This is a genomic window from Psychrobacillus faecigallinarum (genome assembly GCF_014836595.1).
In the GTDB taxonomy this organism is placed as follows: domain Bacteria; phylum Bacillota; class Bacilli; order Bacillales_A; family Planococcaceae; genus Psychrobacillus; species Psychrobacillus faecigallinarum.
This window is the reverse complement of record NZ_JACSQO010000009.1, coordinates 149530-165768: the sequence shown is the minus strand read 5'-3', so window position 1 is coordinate 165768 and position 16239 is coordinate 149530. Positions and strand designations below refer to the sequence as shown.

18 protein-coding genes and 1 tRNA gene are annotated in these 16239 nt (G+C 38.9%); 3 read left to right on the top strand and 16 right to left on the bottom strand.

What is annotated here, in order from left to right; all coding sequences use genetic code 11:
- The first annotated feature begins 138 nt into the window (after positions 1 to 138).
- Positions 139 to 1080: a catalase family peroxidase gene (locus H9650_RS16270; RefSeq protein ID WP_191697641.1), complete on the top strand. Its 942-nt coding sequence runs from the start codon at positions 139 to 141 to the stop codon at positions 1078 to 1080.
- 99 nt (positions 1081 to 1179) lie between these two features.
- Here H9650_RS16270 and H9650_RS16265 read toward each other — a convergent pair.
- Positions 1180 to 1251 (bottom strand) — tRNA-Arg (locus H9650_RS16265).
- A 175-nt stretch (positions 1252 to 1426) separates the two neighbouring features.
- Between H9650_RS16265 and clpP the strand changes: the two genes are divergently transcribed.
- Together clpP and H9650_RS16255 are read left to right on the top strand one after the other, a co-directional pair.
- Entirely contained in the window at positions 1427 to 2023 is a 597-nt protein-coding gene (clpP, locus tag H9650_RS16260; RefSeq protein ID WP_144538955.1) for an ATP-dependent Clp endopeptidase proteolytic subunit ClpP, read from the top strand.
- A 71-nt stretch (positions 2024 to 2094) separates the two neighbouring features.
- Positions 2095 to 2379 (top strand): hypothetical protein, encoded by a 285-nt coding sequence (locus H9650_RS16255; protein WP_191697640.1) that lies wholly within the window; start codon positions 2095 to 2097, stop codon positions 2377 to 2379.
- Between the two features lie 867 nt (positions 2380 to 3246).
- Here H9650_RS16255 and H9650_RS16250 read toward each other — a convergent pair.
- The 15 genes from H9650_RS16250 to H9650_RS16180 all read right to left on the bottom strand — a co-directional run bounded on the left by H9650_RS16250 (position 3247) and on the right by H9650_RS16180 (position 16228).
- Positions 3247 to 3504: an HPr family phosphocarrier protein gene (locus H9650_RS16250; RefSeq protein WP_144538959.1), complete on the bottom strand. Its 258-nt coding sequence runs from the start codon at positions 3502 to 3504 to the stop codon at positions 3247 to 3249.
- Positions 3505 to 3523: 19 nt separating this feature from the next.
- Entirely contained in the window at positions 3524 to 4465 is a 942-nt protein-coding gene (gene whiA, locus H9650_RS16245) for a DNA-binding protein WhiA (protein WP_144538961.1), read from the bottom strand.
- Between the two features lie 43 nt (positions 4466 to 4508).
- A complete protein-coding gene (locus tag H9650_RS16240) occupies positions 4509 to 5471 on the bottom strand; it encodes a gluconeogenesis factor YvcK family protein (RefSeq protein WP_151113130.1) in 963 nt (320 codons plus the stop codon).
- 4 nt (positions 5472 to 5475) lie between these two features.
- Entirely contained in the window at positions 5476 to 6360 is an 885-nt protein-coding gene (gene rapZ, locus H9650_RS16235) for an RNase adapter RapZ (protein WP_144538965.1), read from the bottom strand.
- 3 nt (positions 6361 to 6363) lie between these two features.
- On the bottom strand, positions 6364 to 6834 hold the full coding sequence (locus H9650_RS16230; RefSeq protein ID WP_144538967.1) for an NUDIX domain-containing protein: 471 nt from the start codon (positions 6832 to 6834) through the stop codon (positions 6364 to 6366).
- Positions 6835 to 7030: 196 nt separating this feature from the next.
- Positions 7031 to 7981, bottom strand: coding sequence for a thioredoxin-disulfide reductase (gene trxB / locus H9650_RS16225; protein WP_191697639.1), 951 nt, complete (start codon positions 7979 to 7981; stop codon positions 7031 to 7033).
- A gap of 68 nt (positions 7982 to 8049) precedes the next feature.
- Complete coding sequence (locus tag H9650_RS16220; protein ID WP_151113128.1) at positions 8050 to 9579, bottom strand: tetratricopeptide repeat protein; 1530 nt, start codon at positions 9577 to 9579, stop codon at positions 8050 to 8052.
- Between the two features lie 76 nt (positions 9580 to 9655).
- Positions 9656 to 10282, bottom strand: a complete 627-nt coding sequence (hisIE, locus tag H9650_RS16215) for a bifunctional phosphoribosyl-AMP cyclohydrolase/phosphoribosyl-ATP diphosphatase HisIE (RefSeq protein ID WP_191697638.1) — start codon at positions 10280 to 10282, stop codon at positions 9656 to 9658.
- A gap of 29 nt (positions 10283 to 10311) precedes the next feature.
- On the bottom strand, positions 10312 to 11049 hold the full coding sequence (gene hisA, locus H9650_RS16210; protein WP_191697637.1) for a 1-(5-phosphoribosyl)-5-[(5-phosphoribosylamino)methylideneamino]imidazole-4-carboxamide isomerase: 738 nt from the start codon (positions 11047 to 11049) through the stop codon (positions 10312 to 10314).
- 12 nt (positions 11050 to 11061) lie between these two features.
- Positions 11062 to 11658, bottom strand: a complete 597-nt coding sequence (gene hisB, locus H9650_RS16205; RefSeq protein WP_191697636.1) for an imidazoleglycerol-phosphate dehydratase HisB — start codon at positions 11656 to 11658, stop codon at positions 11062 to 11064.
- The gene (gene hisD / locus H9650_RS16200; protein ID WP_191697635.1) at positions 11651 to 12937 is read right to left on the bottom strand and encodes a histidinol dehydrogenase; all 1287 of its coding nucleotides are present in this window, start codon (positions 12935 to 12937) and stop codon (positions 11651 to 11653) included. Before hisD ends, hisB begins: the two co-directional genes overlap by 8 nt.
- A gap of 11 nt (positions 12938 to 12948) precedes the next feature.
- Positions 12949 to 13578 carry an ATP phosphoribosyltransferase gene (gene hisG, locus H9650_RS16195; RefSeq protein WP_144538979.1) on the bottom strand — a complete coding sequence of 210 codons (630 nt, stop codon included), beginning with the start codon at positions 13576 to 13578 and terminating at the stop codon, positions 12949 to 12951.
- Complete coding sequence (locus tag H9650_RS16190) at positions 13571 to 14758, bottom strand: ATP phosphoribosyltransferase regulatory subunit (protein WP_318245418.1); 1188 nt, start codon at positions 14756 to 14758, stop codon at positions 13571 to 13573. Before H9650_RS16190 ends, hisG begins: the two co-directional genes overlap by 8 nt.
- Before the next feature lie 346 nt (positions 14759 to 15104).
- Positions 15105 to 15731 (bottom strand): nitroreductase family protein, encoded by a 627-nt coding sequence (locus H9650_RS16185; RefSeq protein WP_144538983.1) that lies wholly within the window; start codon positions 15729 to 15731, stop codon positions 15105 to 15107.
- A 62-nt stretch (positions 15732 to 15793) separates the two neighbouring features.
- A complete protein-coding gene (locus tag H9650_RS16180) occupies positions 15794 to 16228 on the bottom strand; it encodes a MarR family winged helix-turn-helix transcriptional regulator (RefSeq protein ID WP_151113113.1) in 435 nt (144 codons plus the stop codon).
- Positions 16229 to 16239 lie beyond the last annotated feature (11 nt).

Genomic DNA, 16239 nt, shown 5'->3' with positions numbered 1-16239 from the left:
AAATATTCAAGACTAATTCATTATATACGAAAACTATCTTATTAATTTTCAAAGAGAGATGTCTTCCCGTTTTGTGGGTTTAATATAGGAAAAGAGTGGTAATGATGAATAGACTGCAATAAAAAAGGAGGTAAAAACATGGAACAAATACATAAAGAGGATTTAACTCCAAAGGAAGCGGTGGATGCACTCGAACAAATTCAAGGGAAATTCCCTGGAGCAAGAAGAGCCCATGCAAAGGGAGATATGTATGAAGCGGTATTTCATCCGAATGGCAACGCCGTACCTTACACTGTAGCGCCTCACCTTCATAGAGAAGCTGTCTCCGCTACCGTCCGTTTTTCCAATAGCCCGCCTAACCCTGCTTCGATAGATTATCTTACTCCAGCAAAAGGACTGGCTGTTCAATTTCAGCTAGCAGATGGTAGCATCACCAATATAGTGAGCTCCACTGTACCTATGTTTGTTACTAGCAGCCCTAGAGAATTTATAGATATGATCGAAATATTCACGGATGAAAAAACAGGTATCAAAACTATTGATAGAGGCCTTGCCATGGTAGAGCTGCTCTCTAAAAAATATCCACATAGCAAAAACGTTATTCAAATCATTAAAGAGCAGGCAAAACAGCCGCCAATAAGCTACGCAGAGCTCCATTATTATCCTATACATGCCTTCTATTTCGTCAATAAAGACGGTGTTCGCCAGGCGATTAAATATGAATGGGTTCCTGTTAATGAAACAAAGGACCCTGCATTGACAAGTAAATCTCTTTCAGCTAATTATTTGACCGAGGAGCTAGATAACAGATTAAACCAGGCACCGGTCGAGTTTGACCTCGTTATCCGCTTAGCGGAGGATGGCGATAATCCAAACGATGCTACAGATATGTGGCCAGAGGAAAGAAGAAAAGTGAATATTGGTCGTTTGGAAATCAAAAATAAAATACATCATAAGGAAGACATTGTTTTTGATCCAACGATTGTACCGGAGGGCATAGAGCTAACAGATGATCCTATACTACACTTTCGTAGTGGCGCATATGCTGAATCATATGAAAGGAGAAGTAAAAATGAGTAAGGAAAATGCAGGGCATTAAAACTCGACAAAGCATATACTTTCATATCTTGTAAATAAAAAAACACTCGAACAAATTCGAGTGTTTCTAAATGTTATGGACGCCCTCGGAGGGAATCGAACCCCCATCCCAAGAACCGGAATCTTGTGTCATATCCATTAAACTACGAGGGCAAGCGACCTTTCTATTATACAAATGGAATAGGAATAATTCAAGTCAACATTTCTAAGCTTAATATTTGACCTTCCTTGACCATTCCATGTATGATAAAGTTACAACTGAGGTAGAATTTCTCAGTACACAAATAAAAATAAAAAATATAACCACCTTTGAAGGAGGCAATCCAGGATGAATTTAATTCCTACAGTTATTGAACAAACAAATCGCGGTGAGCGTGCGTATGACATCTATTCAAGATTGTTAAAAGACCGCATCATCATGCTTGGTAGTGCGATTGATGACAACGTGTCAAACTCTATCGTTGCTCAGCTTTTATTCCTAGAAGCGGAAGATCCAGAAAAGGATATCTCCATCTACATCAATAGCCCAGGCGGAAGTATCACTGCTGGTATGGCTATCTACGATACAATGCAATTCATCAAACCAGACGTACAAACTATTTGTATCGGTATGGCAGCATCAATGGGTGCTTTCTTACTTACTGCTGGAACAAAAGGCAAACGCTATGCACTTCCAAACGCAGAGGTAATGATTCACCAACCACTTGGTGGAGCTCAAGGGCAAGCAACAGAAATCGAGATCGCTGCAAAACGCATCTTGTTCTTACGCGATAAATTAAACCACATTATGTCTGAGCGCACTGGTCAGCCACTTGAAGTAGTTTCAAGAGACACAGACCGCGATAACTTCATGACAGCAGAACGTGCAAAAGAATACGGTCTAATCGATCATATCATCGCACGCAGCGAAATGAAAAAAGACTAATAACACAAAAAAATCCAAGCGAGCTCCTGCTCCCTTGGATTTTTTAATAAAGCTTTTCTGTCAATTTAGTAATGAAAGGTTGTGTAACTATTCTATTTCAAATAACTTCTTTATTAATCATTCTATTTTTAGTAATCTATACCTTCAGCCTACAAAGCAAAATTAGAAAATTAGAAGAACAGCAGGACCTTCATTTTATCGGTGACGAGGATTTAGAAAAACAAATTTTAGAAATGAATAATAACGGCAGTAGCCTAGTGGAAATGGTCAAATTCGTTCGAAATGAAACAAATTTAGGGCTAGTCCCCGCAAAAAAATACGTAGATAAGATCATCCACAACAATCTTTCTTCATAGTATGAGCGTGTTCGTTTATTCGAACACGTTTTTTCTATAGATAAAGCAATCTATTTTTTTAAACCCGGACTATTGCCTAAAAGTTTTAAATAAAATTATAATCACTTCATAAAAGAGTTTACATTGTTTTCTCTTAAAATTGAATAGTGTAGCATGACGGAAATTAGATAACTTATTTTTCCCATACGACTTTCTATTCCTACACCACCTATGATTGCAGCGTCAGGCGGCGACTCCAGTGGGATCAGTGAGGCAGATAAGACATCACAACCACGCGCGTAAGCGACGGGTGATGGCTTATCGCTCACCCCACGGAACGCGCCCGCCTAAAGCGGAAATCTCTCCTCTCTCCTTCATTCTTTTCAAGTAACTATAAATAGTTGAGTAGTTTTTCCACATGACTTTCTATTCCTACTCCACCTGTAATTGCAGCGGCAGGCGGCGACTCCAGTGGGATCAGTGAGGCAGATAAGACATCACAACCGCGCGCGTAAGCGACGGGTGATGGCTTATCGCACCCCCCTTGGAAAGCGACCGCATATAGCGGAAATCTCTCCTCTCTCCTTCATTCTTTTCAAGTAACTATAAATAGTTGAGTAAGTTTATCCCATACGACTTTCTCTTTCCTACACCACCTGTGATTGTAGCGGCAGGCGGCGACTCCAGTGGGATCAGTGAGACAGATAAGCCATCACAACCGCGCGCTTAAGCGACGGGTGATGGCTTATCGCTCACCCCACGGAACGCGTCCGCCTAGAGCGGAAATCTACCAATTATTAGTCATGCTTTTCAAGAAGATACATACGGTTAATATTAAAAAAGCTGCCATACAATCCATACCGGATCATACAACAGCCTTACGATTAATTATTCTGCTTTAGAAATGAATTTAGCTAGTGATTCTACTGCTTCTGCTTCGTCAGAGCCCTCAGCACTTAAAGTGATGGTAGCACCCTTGCTTATCGCTAAGCTCATGATACCCATGATACTTTTAGCGTTTACTTTTTTATCATCTTTTTCTAAAAACACATCTGCAATATAACGATTAGCTTCTTGTACAAATAATGCTGCTTGTCTTGCTTGAAGTCCTGATTGTAATTTTACCTCGACCTGTTGTTCCGCCATAATCCTTAGCCCCATTTCTTTAAATTGATTCGCCTCTTCTTAATGCATCTGCTATTTCATCCAATTTGCGCAAACGATGGTTGACACCAGATTTACTTACATTTCCAGTGGACACCATGTCTCCTAGTTCCTTTAATGTAACATCCTGATACTCCACTCGCAGACGAGCTATTTCTCGCAGCTTCTCTGGCAATTGGTCTAAGCCGATTGCGTTATCGATAAAGCGGATGTTCTCCACTTGTCGGATGGCTGCGCTGATGGTTTTGTTTAAATTGGCAGTTTCACAATTGACTAAACGATTGACACTGTTGCGCATATCTCGGATGATTCGCACATCCTCAAATTTCAAGAGGGCACGATGAGCTCCAGCAATGCTTAAAAAGTCAGATATTTTTTCTGCTTCCTTTAAATATGCCACAAAACCTTTTTTACGTTCAATTGTTTTTGCATTTAATTCATAATAATTCATTAAATCGACTAATGCGTCGCTATGTGTTTTATATAATGAGTATACTTCTAAGTGGTAAGATGAAGTTTCGGGATTATTTACAGAGCCACCTGCTAAGAAAGCACCTCGTAAGTATGCTCGTTTACAGCAATTCTTTTTGACAAGCTCTGGGGAGATGGAGTATTCGAATTGAAAACCTTCCTTCAAAATCATTAAATCCTCTAGTAAGCTTTTTGCCCCTTCTCTGACACGACAAATATACACATTATTCTTTTTTAATCTCATTTTTTTGCGGACGAGCAATTCCACATCTAACTTATACATTGATTTGATAAGAGTATACAGTCTTCTGGCAATTGCCGCATTCTCTGTTTGAACATCCAGACTTAGCATTTTATTGCTAAATGACAGAGATCCGTTCATTCGGATGAGCGCAGATAGCTCTGCTTTTGAACAGCAGGGCTTTGATTCCTCCTGCGTCATTTCTTTTTTAGTTTCAGAAGCAAACGACATATAACGTTTCCCCCTTTCTTGCAGAACCTATCTTCTTAGATTCTCATTGTCCTGCATATTCGAAAAGCCATTTCGCTACTTCGATTGCATCATGTCGCACTGCGCCATTGTATACGACGGAAATGTCTTTCTTCACGATATCTATGTCTAGTGTCTCTAGCTTATCTAAATCTATTTTAACTGGTGATGCCATCTCTTGCTTATATAAATATTGAACATTTTCAGGAATCTCTTCCTTACTTATAAGAAGAGTATCTAGAAAGTCTTCTCCTACATGGTCAATAAGCGCCTTTACATGATCATAGGCAGTATAGTTATTTGTTTCTCCAGCCTGCGTCATGAGATTACAAATATACACCTTCTTGGCCTTAGAACGAATGACAGCCTTTCGAATATCTTCTACTAATAGATTAGGCAATATACTAGTATAAAGGCTACCCGGTCCAATAGCTATAATATCCGCTTGGCGAATAAGGTTTACAGCCTCTGGTAAAGGCTTTACATCAGCGGGAGTAATAAATACCTTTTCTATTTTTTTCCCATAGTCCGGTATTTTAGATTCCCCTGTAATAATGGTTTTATCCTCAAATTCAGCGTGTAATGTCACTAGCTGATTGGCAGCCGGCAATACTTTGCCATGGATATTAAGCACTCTACTCATTTCAGTAATTGCATGAGCAAAATCCCCTGTAATAGAGGTTAATGCTGTTATCATGAGATTCCCTAAGGAGTGTCCCTCTAGCTCACTGGAATGTGCAAATCGAAACTGGAACATTTCCTCTACTAGCGGTTCTACCTCTGATAATGCTGCTAAAACGTTACGAATATCACCTGGTGGTGGAATATCATAATCATCTCTCAATCTACCAGAGCTTCCGCCATCATCAGCTACTGTAACGATAGCTGTAATATCTAGTGGAAGCTTTTTTAGACCTCGGAGTAAGGTTGATAAGCCAGTACCTCCACCTAAAATGACTATTTTTTTTCGGTGTTTTGTACGACCCATTTAGTCATTCCTTCCTAATTGTAACGTCTCGATGCGTTATTATAGTTTCGTCATCCGCCTTCAAAAGGTTACCAAAATATTCTGCCAGTGTAACAGAACGATGTTGACCGCCCGTACAACCAAAGGCAATTACAAGCTGCGTTTTTCCTTCTCTTTTGTACTGCGGTATCATAAAGTTGAATAGATCAGTCAGCTTTTCTATTAAAGTCTTCGTGTCTGCCCATTTTAGAACGTAGCTAGAAACTTCTTCATTTAACCCTGATTTCAAACGAAGCTCCTCTATGTAATAAGGATTTGGGAGGAAACGCACATCAAAAACCAAATCAGCATCAATGGGAATTCCGTGCTTAAATCCGAAGGACATGACATTCACCGTAAAGACCTTGCTTCCATTCGAAGAAAATTCCTCTTGAATTTTTTCACGTAGCTCTCGAGGCTTCATCTTTGAAGTATTATAAATGAATTGAGCTCTGCCTTTTAAATCAGAGAGAAGCTCTCTTTCTTTTTTGATGCCCTCTAAAGGCAATCCAGCATTAGCCAATGGGTGGGAACGTCTAGTTTCCTTATATCTTCTGACAAGTACCTCATCTTGTGCATCTAAAAACAGGACCTTCGGAGTTACAGAAGTTGCTTCCTGAAGATGATTAACTGAATCCACCAATGAGTGAAACATTTCTCCGCCTCGCATATCCATGACAGCAGCAATGTTTCGAGGTTGCTGGTTTGACTCAATCATTAGCTTTATAAATGTACTTAATAGTTCGGGTGGAAGATTATCGATGCAATAATATCCTAGATCCTCAAAGCTTTGTATAGCTACTGTTTTTCCTGCTCCGGACATACCCGTTATTATAACGACTTCTGTTTCTTGCTTTGGTTGTGCTTCCACTGTTTATATTTCCTCCCCTGATTGCTGAATAGTTTCACTTATCAATGAAAATTCTGGAGTATAAACGAAGGTACCATACTGCATACCTTTTTCTTTTACAGCGAACAACAGATTAGTACGGTCTCCTTCAGCCATCGGAAGATGTTGTAAGGATTCAACTGGGTGCCATTCAAGCACACCTTCTTTAGTTTCTTTATATGGTGTTCCTTCTATATCTGTTCCGATAAAGGTAAATAACATCCATTCATCTATACGCTTACCGTCTTCTTCAATCACCATAGTATAAATACCTTTTAAATGAGGATTGATAGGCACTGTGTTTGTTTCTTCCGTAAATTCACGTACCGCAGAAACTAGAATGGATTCTCCTTCCTCCATCTTGCCACCTGGCGCTACGTACCAATTTCTACGTGGTTTCTTTAATAAAAGAACTTTGTTGTCTTTACATATAAGTAAGTTAGCGATTCTTTGCACGTATGGTCACTCCATCTTTCACTTTAGTTACATTCTATTATACATGAACTTACACAAAAAGAGACTGCTTCACGACTTAAATCGCAAAACAGCCTGTTCAAAATCTTGCATATATAAAAAGGGGGTCAATTTATATACTTTAATATACACCTTTAATATTTCAGTACAGTTACAGTTAAATTAAGATAAAATTAAATTACACATTTGTTGTATTTTTATCTTTTAAGTGCTCGATATAGTGCTGAGCTGATAATGCTGCAACACTTCCGTCACCTGTTGCTGTAACGATTTGGCGAAGCATTTTGTCTCGAACATCACCAGCGCCAAAGATTCCAGGTATTGTTGTTTCCATTTTTTCGTTTGTCACGATATAACCATTTTCGTTTAAAATACCAAGATTAGTAAATGGTTTAGTTAATGGAAGCATTCCTACATATACGAAGACGCCGTCTGTATCAAATGATTTTTCTGAACCATCCGTTGTAGAGACTAGAGTAACACTAGAAACCTTACCATCTGTTCCATGAATCTCTTTTAATGTTGTATTCCAGATGAAATCAATTTTTTCATTTGCAAAGGCACGATCTTGCAGGATTTTTTGAGCACGAAGCTTATCTCTGCGGTGAACAATCGTTACTTTGTTAGCGAATTTAGTTAGGAAGGCTCCTTCTTCTACAGCAGAATCTCCTCCTCCAACTACTACAAGGTTTTTACCTTTAAAGAATGCACCATCACATACTGCACAATAGCTGACGCCACGACCACCAAGCTCTGTCTCACCGGGAATACCCATTTTTTTGTATTCGGCACCTGAAGAGATGATGACTGCTAAAGCTTTATATTCTTTTCCGCTTACTTTAACTGTTTTATAGTCTCCATTATCGATTACCTCGGACACGTCACCGTAAGCATATTCTGCACCGAATTTTTTTGCATGGTCGAACATTTTAGTGGAAAGCTCAGGTCCTAAAATTGTTTCAAACCCTGGGTAGTTCTCTACCTCTTCTGTGTTGGCCATTTGGCCGCCAGGAATTCCACGCTCAATCATTAAAGTGGAAAGGTTTGCTCGTGAAGTGTAAACAGCAGCTGTCATGCCTGCTGGACCGGCACCTATAATTATTACGTCATATATTTTTTCAGTTGTCATCTAAATTCCTCCTACTTACTACATACCAACAATCTAACTAATTTTATATCCTTCATCAACTAATATGCTTAGGAGTCAGAAAAAGGTAAAAATTGGATGAGTTCGTTGACGTATTTCGTGAGTGTTGCAGTTGTAATCCCATATTGCTCGGCAAATTGTTTTTTCGTCACGTTTTTCATACGAGACGAAGCAAACATATACTCCGTAGCGGCTGCTAAAGCACGTGGATTTTTAAATGCGTAAGCACGTTCTAATGCTCTTTCTACTAAAACAAACCACATTTGGAACAGGAAGGTATCTGACTGTTCTAATGGTTTATGAGCGTCATAAAGTAAGTCAGAGGCAGAAATTGCTCTTAAAAAAGCTTTCTCTGCTGGAGACTTTTCATCAAATTTATGGCCTAAGGAATTTGCCAGAAACAGTTTTTCCATAGTAGTTAGCTCATCCACTACAATCCATTTAGGATGGGCAATAATTTCCTGGCGATGTCTAGATTTCCCTAAAAGATAGAATCCAAATATACGTTCACTAATATGTTTATCCTGTAGCTTTTCCAATATTAAATTCTTTTGTTCATCACTATCGGGCTCCACTAAATCCTTCATTTGCGGTAGCCAAGGCTCGAAGCCTGCTTTTTCAGGGTCAAGTTTTAAAAGTGCCTTCCAAGCATTGCGGGCAACTTCCTCATGCCCTGCAAAGTATGCAGAGTGCGAGAGCCAAAAGTAAAATCCAGGGTCTGCTTCAAAACCTTTTCTCTGTAAGCTTCTCAGCCATTTGAAGGCTTGTTCATATTTACCAATCAACGCAAAGGTAGCACCTAATTTGTATCGGTGCTCGATAAAATATGGATTAATCTTGGACAGGAATTCGATGATTTCATCTAGTTCCTCGGTATTTTTTTCATAATAATGAATTACCGCAAGATTACATAGCGCATGGATGTTCCCTGGGTTTTCTCTTAGAACTTGATGCAGTAAAGCCTTCGATTGCTCCTCTTCCCCTATATAAAAATAGGCAAGGGCCAGATTATTAAAGGCAGCCCAGAAATCAGGATGATCAGCAATAATAGATTCAAGTAGCTCCACAGCTTCCTCAAACTTTCCTTGCTCCATTAAACGTCTCGCCTTTTCCTGTAAAAACAAGGCTTCACTTGATGGAGTATCCAGCTGTAGAGATACGATATCCTCCTGCTCGGTAAAGTCGACGATTTCCATCGCTTCCTCCATATATTCTCCGCTTATTTCTTTTTCTAAATACATTTTGGCAAAGCGATTTGCCTCTATGAAGTTTCCCAAATGAGCATTTACCTCAGCTAAGAAGAATATGATATCTCCTTCGTTTGGGTCAAGCGCATGGGCACTTCTTAATAATTCATGAGCATAATCGTATTTATCAAATTCCATTTGTAAAATGGCGTATTGGAGTAAAATCATTGGGTCATCCGGGCTTAAATCAGATGCTCTTTTTAAATACTTATGAGCTTTTTGATACTCATCCTTTTGAAGTTCATCTAATGCTTTTTTATAGTAATATTCGCCAGTCGGCAAGAATGAAATTATATTTTCTTTGTCTATTTTCTTTTTTCTTTTTTTATTCAAGATAATCCTCCGAAAAATAATAAGGAACGTTATCACAACGTCCCTTATCAGTATAATCTCAGTATATCATAAAGTATTATTTTTTATGTGATTTCATTTCATGTCTTTTTTGCAATACTTGTAATAAATCATAATAGCTTACATTTTGGTTTTGCAATAAAACAAGCAAGTGATAGATGAGGTCTGCCGCCTCCCATTTCAGCTCCTCTGCATCGTTATTTTTAGAGGCTATAATTACCTCTGATGCTTCCTCTCCGACCTTCTTGCATATTTTGTCTACACCTTTTTCAAACAGGTAAGTTGTATAGGCTCCCTCTGGCATCGTTTGTTGACGCTCTTCTATTGTTTTGATCAAATGAGTGACTACATTATATCCAGAAGGTTCTTCGAATTTTTCTAAGCTGATATGAAAGCATGTCTCTTCCCCTGTATGACAGGCAGGTCCGCTAGGTAGCACCTCTAATACTATTGCATCTGAATCACAATCTGTTCGAATTGATACAACCTGCTGTGTGTTTCCAGAGGTTTCTCCCTTGTGCCAAAGCTCCTGTCTACTGCGACTGAAAAACCAGGCCTCCCTCGTCTCAACCGTTTTCTCGTAAGCCTCTTCATTCATATACGCAAGAGTTAAAACCTCTCTTGTAATGGCGTGCTGTACAATTACTGGTATTAGTCCTCTATCATCAAATGTCAATGTAGCCATGTTAAAAACTCCCCTTCAAGGATTGCTTGTTAATTTATTTTTTGTAACGCATCTGATAGTGTAAAACGGTTATTGTATAACGCTTTTCCTGTTATTACTCCACTTACGCTAGAGATTTTAGCCAACTCGGCAACTGCTCCAATGTCCTCTAAGGAGCTGATGCCACCTGAAACAATAATGGACAAACCTGTAGCTTCGGCAAGTTCTTTATTGGCTTTTAAATTTGGGCCCTGTAGTGTTCCATCTGTCGCAATATCCGTGAAAATGACATGTTTTGCTCCCTTGGAGGCAAAGTATTGGCCTACTTCAACTGCAGATTTGCCAGAGGTTTCTAGCCAACCATGAGTTGCTACCATACCATCTTTTGCATCTAAGCCAATGACAATTCTGTCTCCACCATACTCCTCGATCAGTTCGGCAACAAGCTCAGGCTGTGAAATAGCAAGACTTCCAATAATGACACGGCTTACACCGTTATCCAAATAGTAGCTAACATCCTCCTTCGAGCGTATGCCACCACCTATTTGAACTTTAACTGGAAGTTCATTGGCAATTCGAATGACCTCATTTGCATGAATCTTTTCTCCATCCTTTGCTCCGTCTAAATCAACCAGATGAATCCATGTAGCTCCTTCATTTGCGAACTTTTTTGCCATCTCAAATGGAGAATCTCCATAAATCGTTTCTTGGTCATAATCCCCTTGATAAAGGCGTACACATTTACCACCCTTCATATCTATTGCAGGATACACTTGTATCGAACTCATGATATACCTCCTTTATGTAAGTAGACCTTTTGTGGAAGGTACACCCTTCACTCGATCATCTATTGTAATAGCTTCGTCAATGGCACGAGCCAGCGCCTTAAAGATTGCTTCAATCATATGGTGAGTATTTGCCCCGTAATGAACAATTACATGGACATTCATACGTGCTTCTAGTGCAAACTTCCATAAAAACTCATGGACTAGCTCTGTATCAAACATACCGACCTTTTGTGTCGGAAATTGTGCTCTGAACTCTAAATGAGGTCTGTTCGAAATATCGATAACAACCTGAGCTAAAGCATCATCCATTGGAACAAATGCATTACCGTAGCGTTTGATGCTCTTTTTATCTCCTAATGCCTCTTTTACTGCTTGGCCGAGAACAATGCCTATGTCCTCTGTCGTATGGTGATCGTCAATATGCGTGTCACCATTTGCTGTTATCGTAGCGTTAAACAATCCATGTTTAGTGAACAGGTCTAGCATATGGTCCATAAAAGGAACGCCTGTCTCGATTTCAGCCTTTCCCTCACCATCTAGGTTAATATCTACATACACCTTTGTCTCATTTGTCATTCTTTCTATTTGAGCGTTTCTTTGTTTAATCATTTAATAACCCCTTTTCCCAGCTTCTTGATTCAACAGAGCGTGCATGGCCCTCTAATCGCTCTAGTCTAGCCAAGCGAGCGATTTTAGGATATTGCTCCTGCCACATTTCCTTCGAATAATAAACTACGCTTGTTTTTTTAACAAAGTCATCTATATTCAACCCGCTTGAAAAACGGGCAGTACTATTAGTCGGCAGTACGTGGTTCGTTCCTGCAAAATAATCACCTACTGGCTCACTGCTATATCGACCAATGAAAATAGCCCCAGCATGTCTGATTTGCTCGCTTAGCTCTTTTGCATTTTCTGTAATAATCTCCAAATGCTCAGGAGCTAATTCATTTGTTGCCTTAACTGCCTGGTGTAGCGATTCAGCCAAATAGATGCGTCCATAGTTTTCAATGGATGCTCGAGCAATTTCCTCACGTGGCAGCAGTTGTAACTGTCTTTCCACTTCATCTGAAACCTTTTGTGCTAATCGCTCACTAGTGGTTATTAAAACAGAGCTTGCAAATGGATCATGCTCCGCCTGTGCTAGTAAATCGGCAGCTACCTCATCGGCAAATGCTGTATCATCAGCTATAATAGCAATCTCACTAGGTCCTGCAATCATATCAATAGCTACCTTGCCAAACACTTCTCTTTTCGCAAGTGCCACATAGCTGTTACCAGGTCCTGTGATTTTATCGACAGGTTTAATGGATTCCGTTCCATATGCAAGTGCTGCAATCGCTTGGGCTCCTCCTACCTTATAGATTTCGGTAATACCTGCGATTTTAGCTGCAACTAAAACCGAAGCAGGTAGCTTCCCGTCCTTAGAGGGTGGAGATACGATGACTACTCGATTTACTCCTGCGACTAGTGCTGGAATGGCGTTCATGAGAACAGAGGATGGATACGCTGCTGTTCCTCCAGGAACGTATAATCCAACAGCATCTAGTGGTGAAATTCTATATTGAATATACGAGTTTTTTTCTAAAGCAAGGTCAATATTTTGTCTGATTTGCTTCTCATGAAACAGCCGAATGTTATCTGCCGCTTCCTTTAAATCTTCTACTAACTGAGGTTCAAAGCTGAGGAATGCCTCTTCCATCTCCTCATCGGACACTTTCAAATTTGAAAGCCTTACCCCATCCCATTTTTCTGTATAAGCGAATAACGCTTGATCTCCGTTTTCTTTTACATCGGAAATCACCTCATGTACAGTTGTCACGTGATCGATATTTGCCTGTTCCATAGACCGCTGTAAAGAAATGGTGTCTGTAAGCTTTTCTATTTTCATCGTGGCATTCCCTACCTTTTTAGAAGTTCTTTATTTAGCTTCGCAACGAACGCTCGAATTCGCTCGCTTTTTACTCGATAGCTTACCGGATTGACGATTATCCTAGATGATATATCTACAATTTTTTCATATTCTACTAAACCATTTTCCTTTAACGTTTGTCCTGTAGATACAATGTCGACGATACGATCGGCAAGGCCAATCATTGGAGCTAGCTCAATAGAACCGTTCAGTTCAATGATCTCCACCTGCTCCCCTTTTTCCTTATAAAAATTGGTCGCAATCGTTGGATATTTAGTAGCAACACGAGGAGCTATCTCATTCATAACAGTATTCGGCAAGCCTGCTGTCGCAATATAGCAGTTACTAATATGCAAATCTAATAGTTCATGCACGTCCCGATGCTGCTCTAGCAAAACGTCCTTCCCCGCTATTCCAATGTCAGCAACCCCATGCTCCACATAAACTGGAACATCCATGGGCTTTGCCAGAATAAATTGTATCCTCTCATCCGGTGCCTCTACGATCAACTTACGAGAATCACTAATTTCGGCTGGTAAGTTAAATCCTGCGTCGATAAATAATTGATATGCTTCTTCAAAAATACGTCCTTTAGGCATTGCAATCGTTAATTCATTCACTTGCAGAACCACCTTCTACTACCTTAATTATTTCATGAAAACTATCTTGATAGGCTTCTATGTCATGGACACTGTCCTTATATTGAAGGGTGACACGCTCTCCATTATTTCTTCTTGCATCCGCTAGCACATTAGCCTTCAGGAATGAGCCCTTATCAAATAAAAGAAGCGTATGCTTTTCATCAGTTGCCTTTTTAGGCAATACTTCTAACAAGCGATCAACCCGTATTCCAAAGCCCGTAGCTCCCACGCTTTGTTCAAATTGCCTAAATAGCTCGTCATATCTTCCCCCATTGCCAATTGGAAAACCACTTCCTGCTGCATGAATTTCAAATAACATACCTGTGTAATAGCTCATATGACTCGCCAATGAAAAATCAAACGAGTAAATAGCAGGATCACTCAGTTGTACTTCTAAAAGCTTCTTTAGTTGTTCAATCTGATCCAATAAATACTGTTGTTCGTCTGTCAAAAGCTGTCTAAAATCTTCCCATGATTTAGACTCTAGCGTATAATCTACAAGCTTTGTCAAATTCTCCTTTTGTGTGTCTGTCAGCTTCAAGTCATCTAGCATTTGTACAAATCCTACAAAGTTCTTTTCTACTAGGAGCAGTCTAAGTGTTTCGACTTGCTCTAGCTTGCTAGTATTGTTAGAAAGAATTGCTGTCAGTATTCCAGCATGACCAATAGTAATTTGGAAGTTCTCCACGCCTAACGCTTTAATGAGTTCTACTGCGGTATAGATAATTTCACTGTCTCCATAAGCACTAAAATCACCAATCAGCTCTAGGCCCAGCTGTTCAAATTCCGCTGGTCTTCCGCCTTCACGTTGCTGTGCACGAAAGACGTTAGCATAATAAGCTAAACGTAATGGATTTTTTTCCTTTAAAAGCTTTGATGCTGCAATTCTAGCAATCGGGGTTGTCATATCAGGTCTAAGAACAAGCATCTCACCTTGATTGTCCACCAACTTAAATAATGAGGATTCATCGATTGCAGATGCTTTCCCAATGGTTTCAAAATACTCTACCGATGGCGTTTTGATAAAGTCATATCCTTTGTTTCGAATAAATTCTCTCGCTATAGATCTTATGTATTCTTTTTGCTCATTAACCTCTGGAAATGAGTCTCGCATCCCAAGCGGCTTTTCAAACATTTGAATTTTACTCAATGGTTTCACCTCTTATTTTAAATACTTCACTATGCTAGAGTGCTAATATAATAAATTAAGTAAATTTTATACTATTTCATACTATTCGTCAACTTCAGAACGTTATCGAAATCAGTAGGATTTTGAACAAGCTTACAGCTTCATTCAATAAGTAATAAAAAGCTTGAGATTGGAGGACAATCTACTATTTATATTATTTGTACTAATGCTTTGTGAATCACTTCCGAAGACTGATTTGTAGTGTAGAGATACTAAGAGCTTGCTCGACTCAGCGACAAATATTTGAAAAAGAAAAAAAGTACCTGCTTAATGATTAAGCAGATACTTCTTAGATTTTATTTTTCCAATACTTCTATTAAATATACCTAACGATTTGTTCAAGAGGAAGGCGTGAAGATCCGTATGCAGGAGCAGCTGCTTCTCCTATAGCAATAAGTAAAATTGGTACTTCATTTGGAAGTAAGTTAAATTTTTCAGCAAATTTGACTTTATCAAAGCCACCCATTGGGACTGTGTCGTAGCCCATATCTTTAGCTAATAACATAATTTGCATGGATATAAGTCCTGCATCAAAATGTACAATATTTTTCATTGTTTCTTGAGGTAAGTTTCCGTACAAGGCAAGAGAATTTTTTATCATTAAATCAGCTAATTCTCTAGGCATAAATTTTTGTTCATAGTTAGCGTCATATATTTTTTCTGCATTTTTGTACATTTCTAAATCTCCGAGTACAGCTATTATTGCTGATGAAGTCTCCACTTGTTCCTGATTATTAGCAATCACACGTAACTCTTTTTTTACCTGTTGATCTTCAATTACTATAAAACGCCATGGCTGCATATTGCTTGAAGAAGGCGCTGTAATCGCTTTTTGTAACAAAGTTTGTATTTCCTCATGAGGAATAACGACATTTTCTTTATATTTACGTACTGATTTTCTTTCGTGGATTAATTGGTCGATTGTTGTTTGTGTTTTTGGCATCTTAGATACCCCTTTCAAATGAATTATTTCGAAGTTTCAAGGAATGTCGTGTATTTTTCCTTTTAACTATTTAGCATTTCTGTGTTATCAATTAACTTTTTCACTAATATTTGAAGTTGCTTTATCTCTTGATCTGTAAATCCATTAAATAATTCATCAATAAATTGATTTTTATCTAAATCACAGTTCTCTAAAGTGCTTATACCGGCATCTGTAATCTCTACAATCACTTCTCTATTATTTTGCTTATTTCGATTGCGAACAACAAAGTTCTTCTCTTCCAGTATTTTCAAGTGTCTTGTAATTGCTGCTTGATCAATTTTCAACGTTTGCTGTAACTCTATTTGGGAAAGCTGTGCTCGTTCGAATAATGTGTGTAACATTTCATACCTGGTGAAACTAATACCAGTTCTTTTTTCAAAGTTTTGCGCTACTCGTCTATCAATACTTTGAAGCATAAGCAATGTTTGTTTTATTTCTTTAAAGGATTTAGTCATCGTTCCCCTCC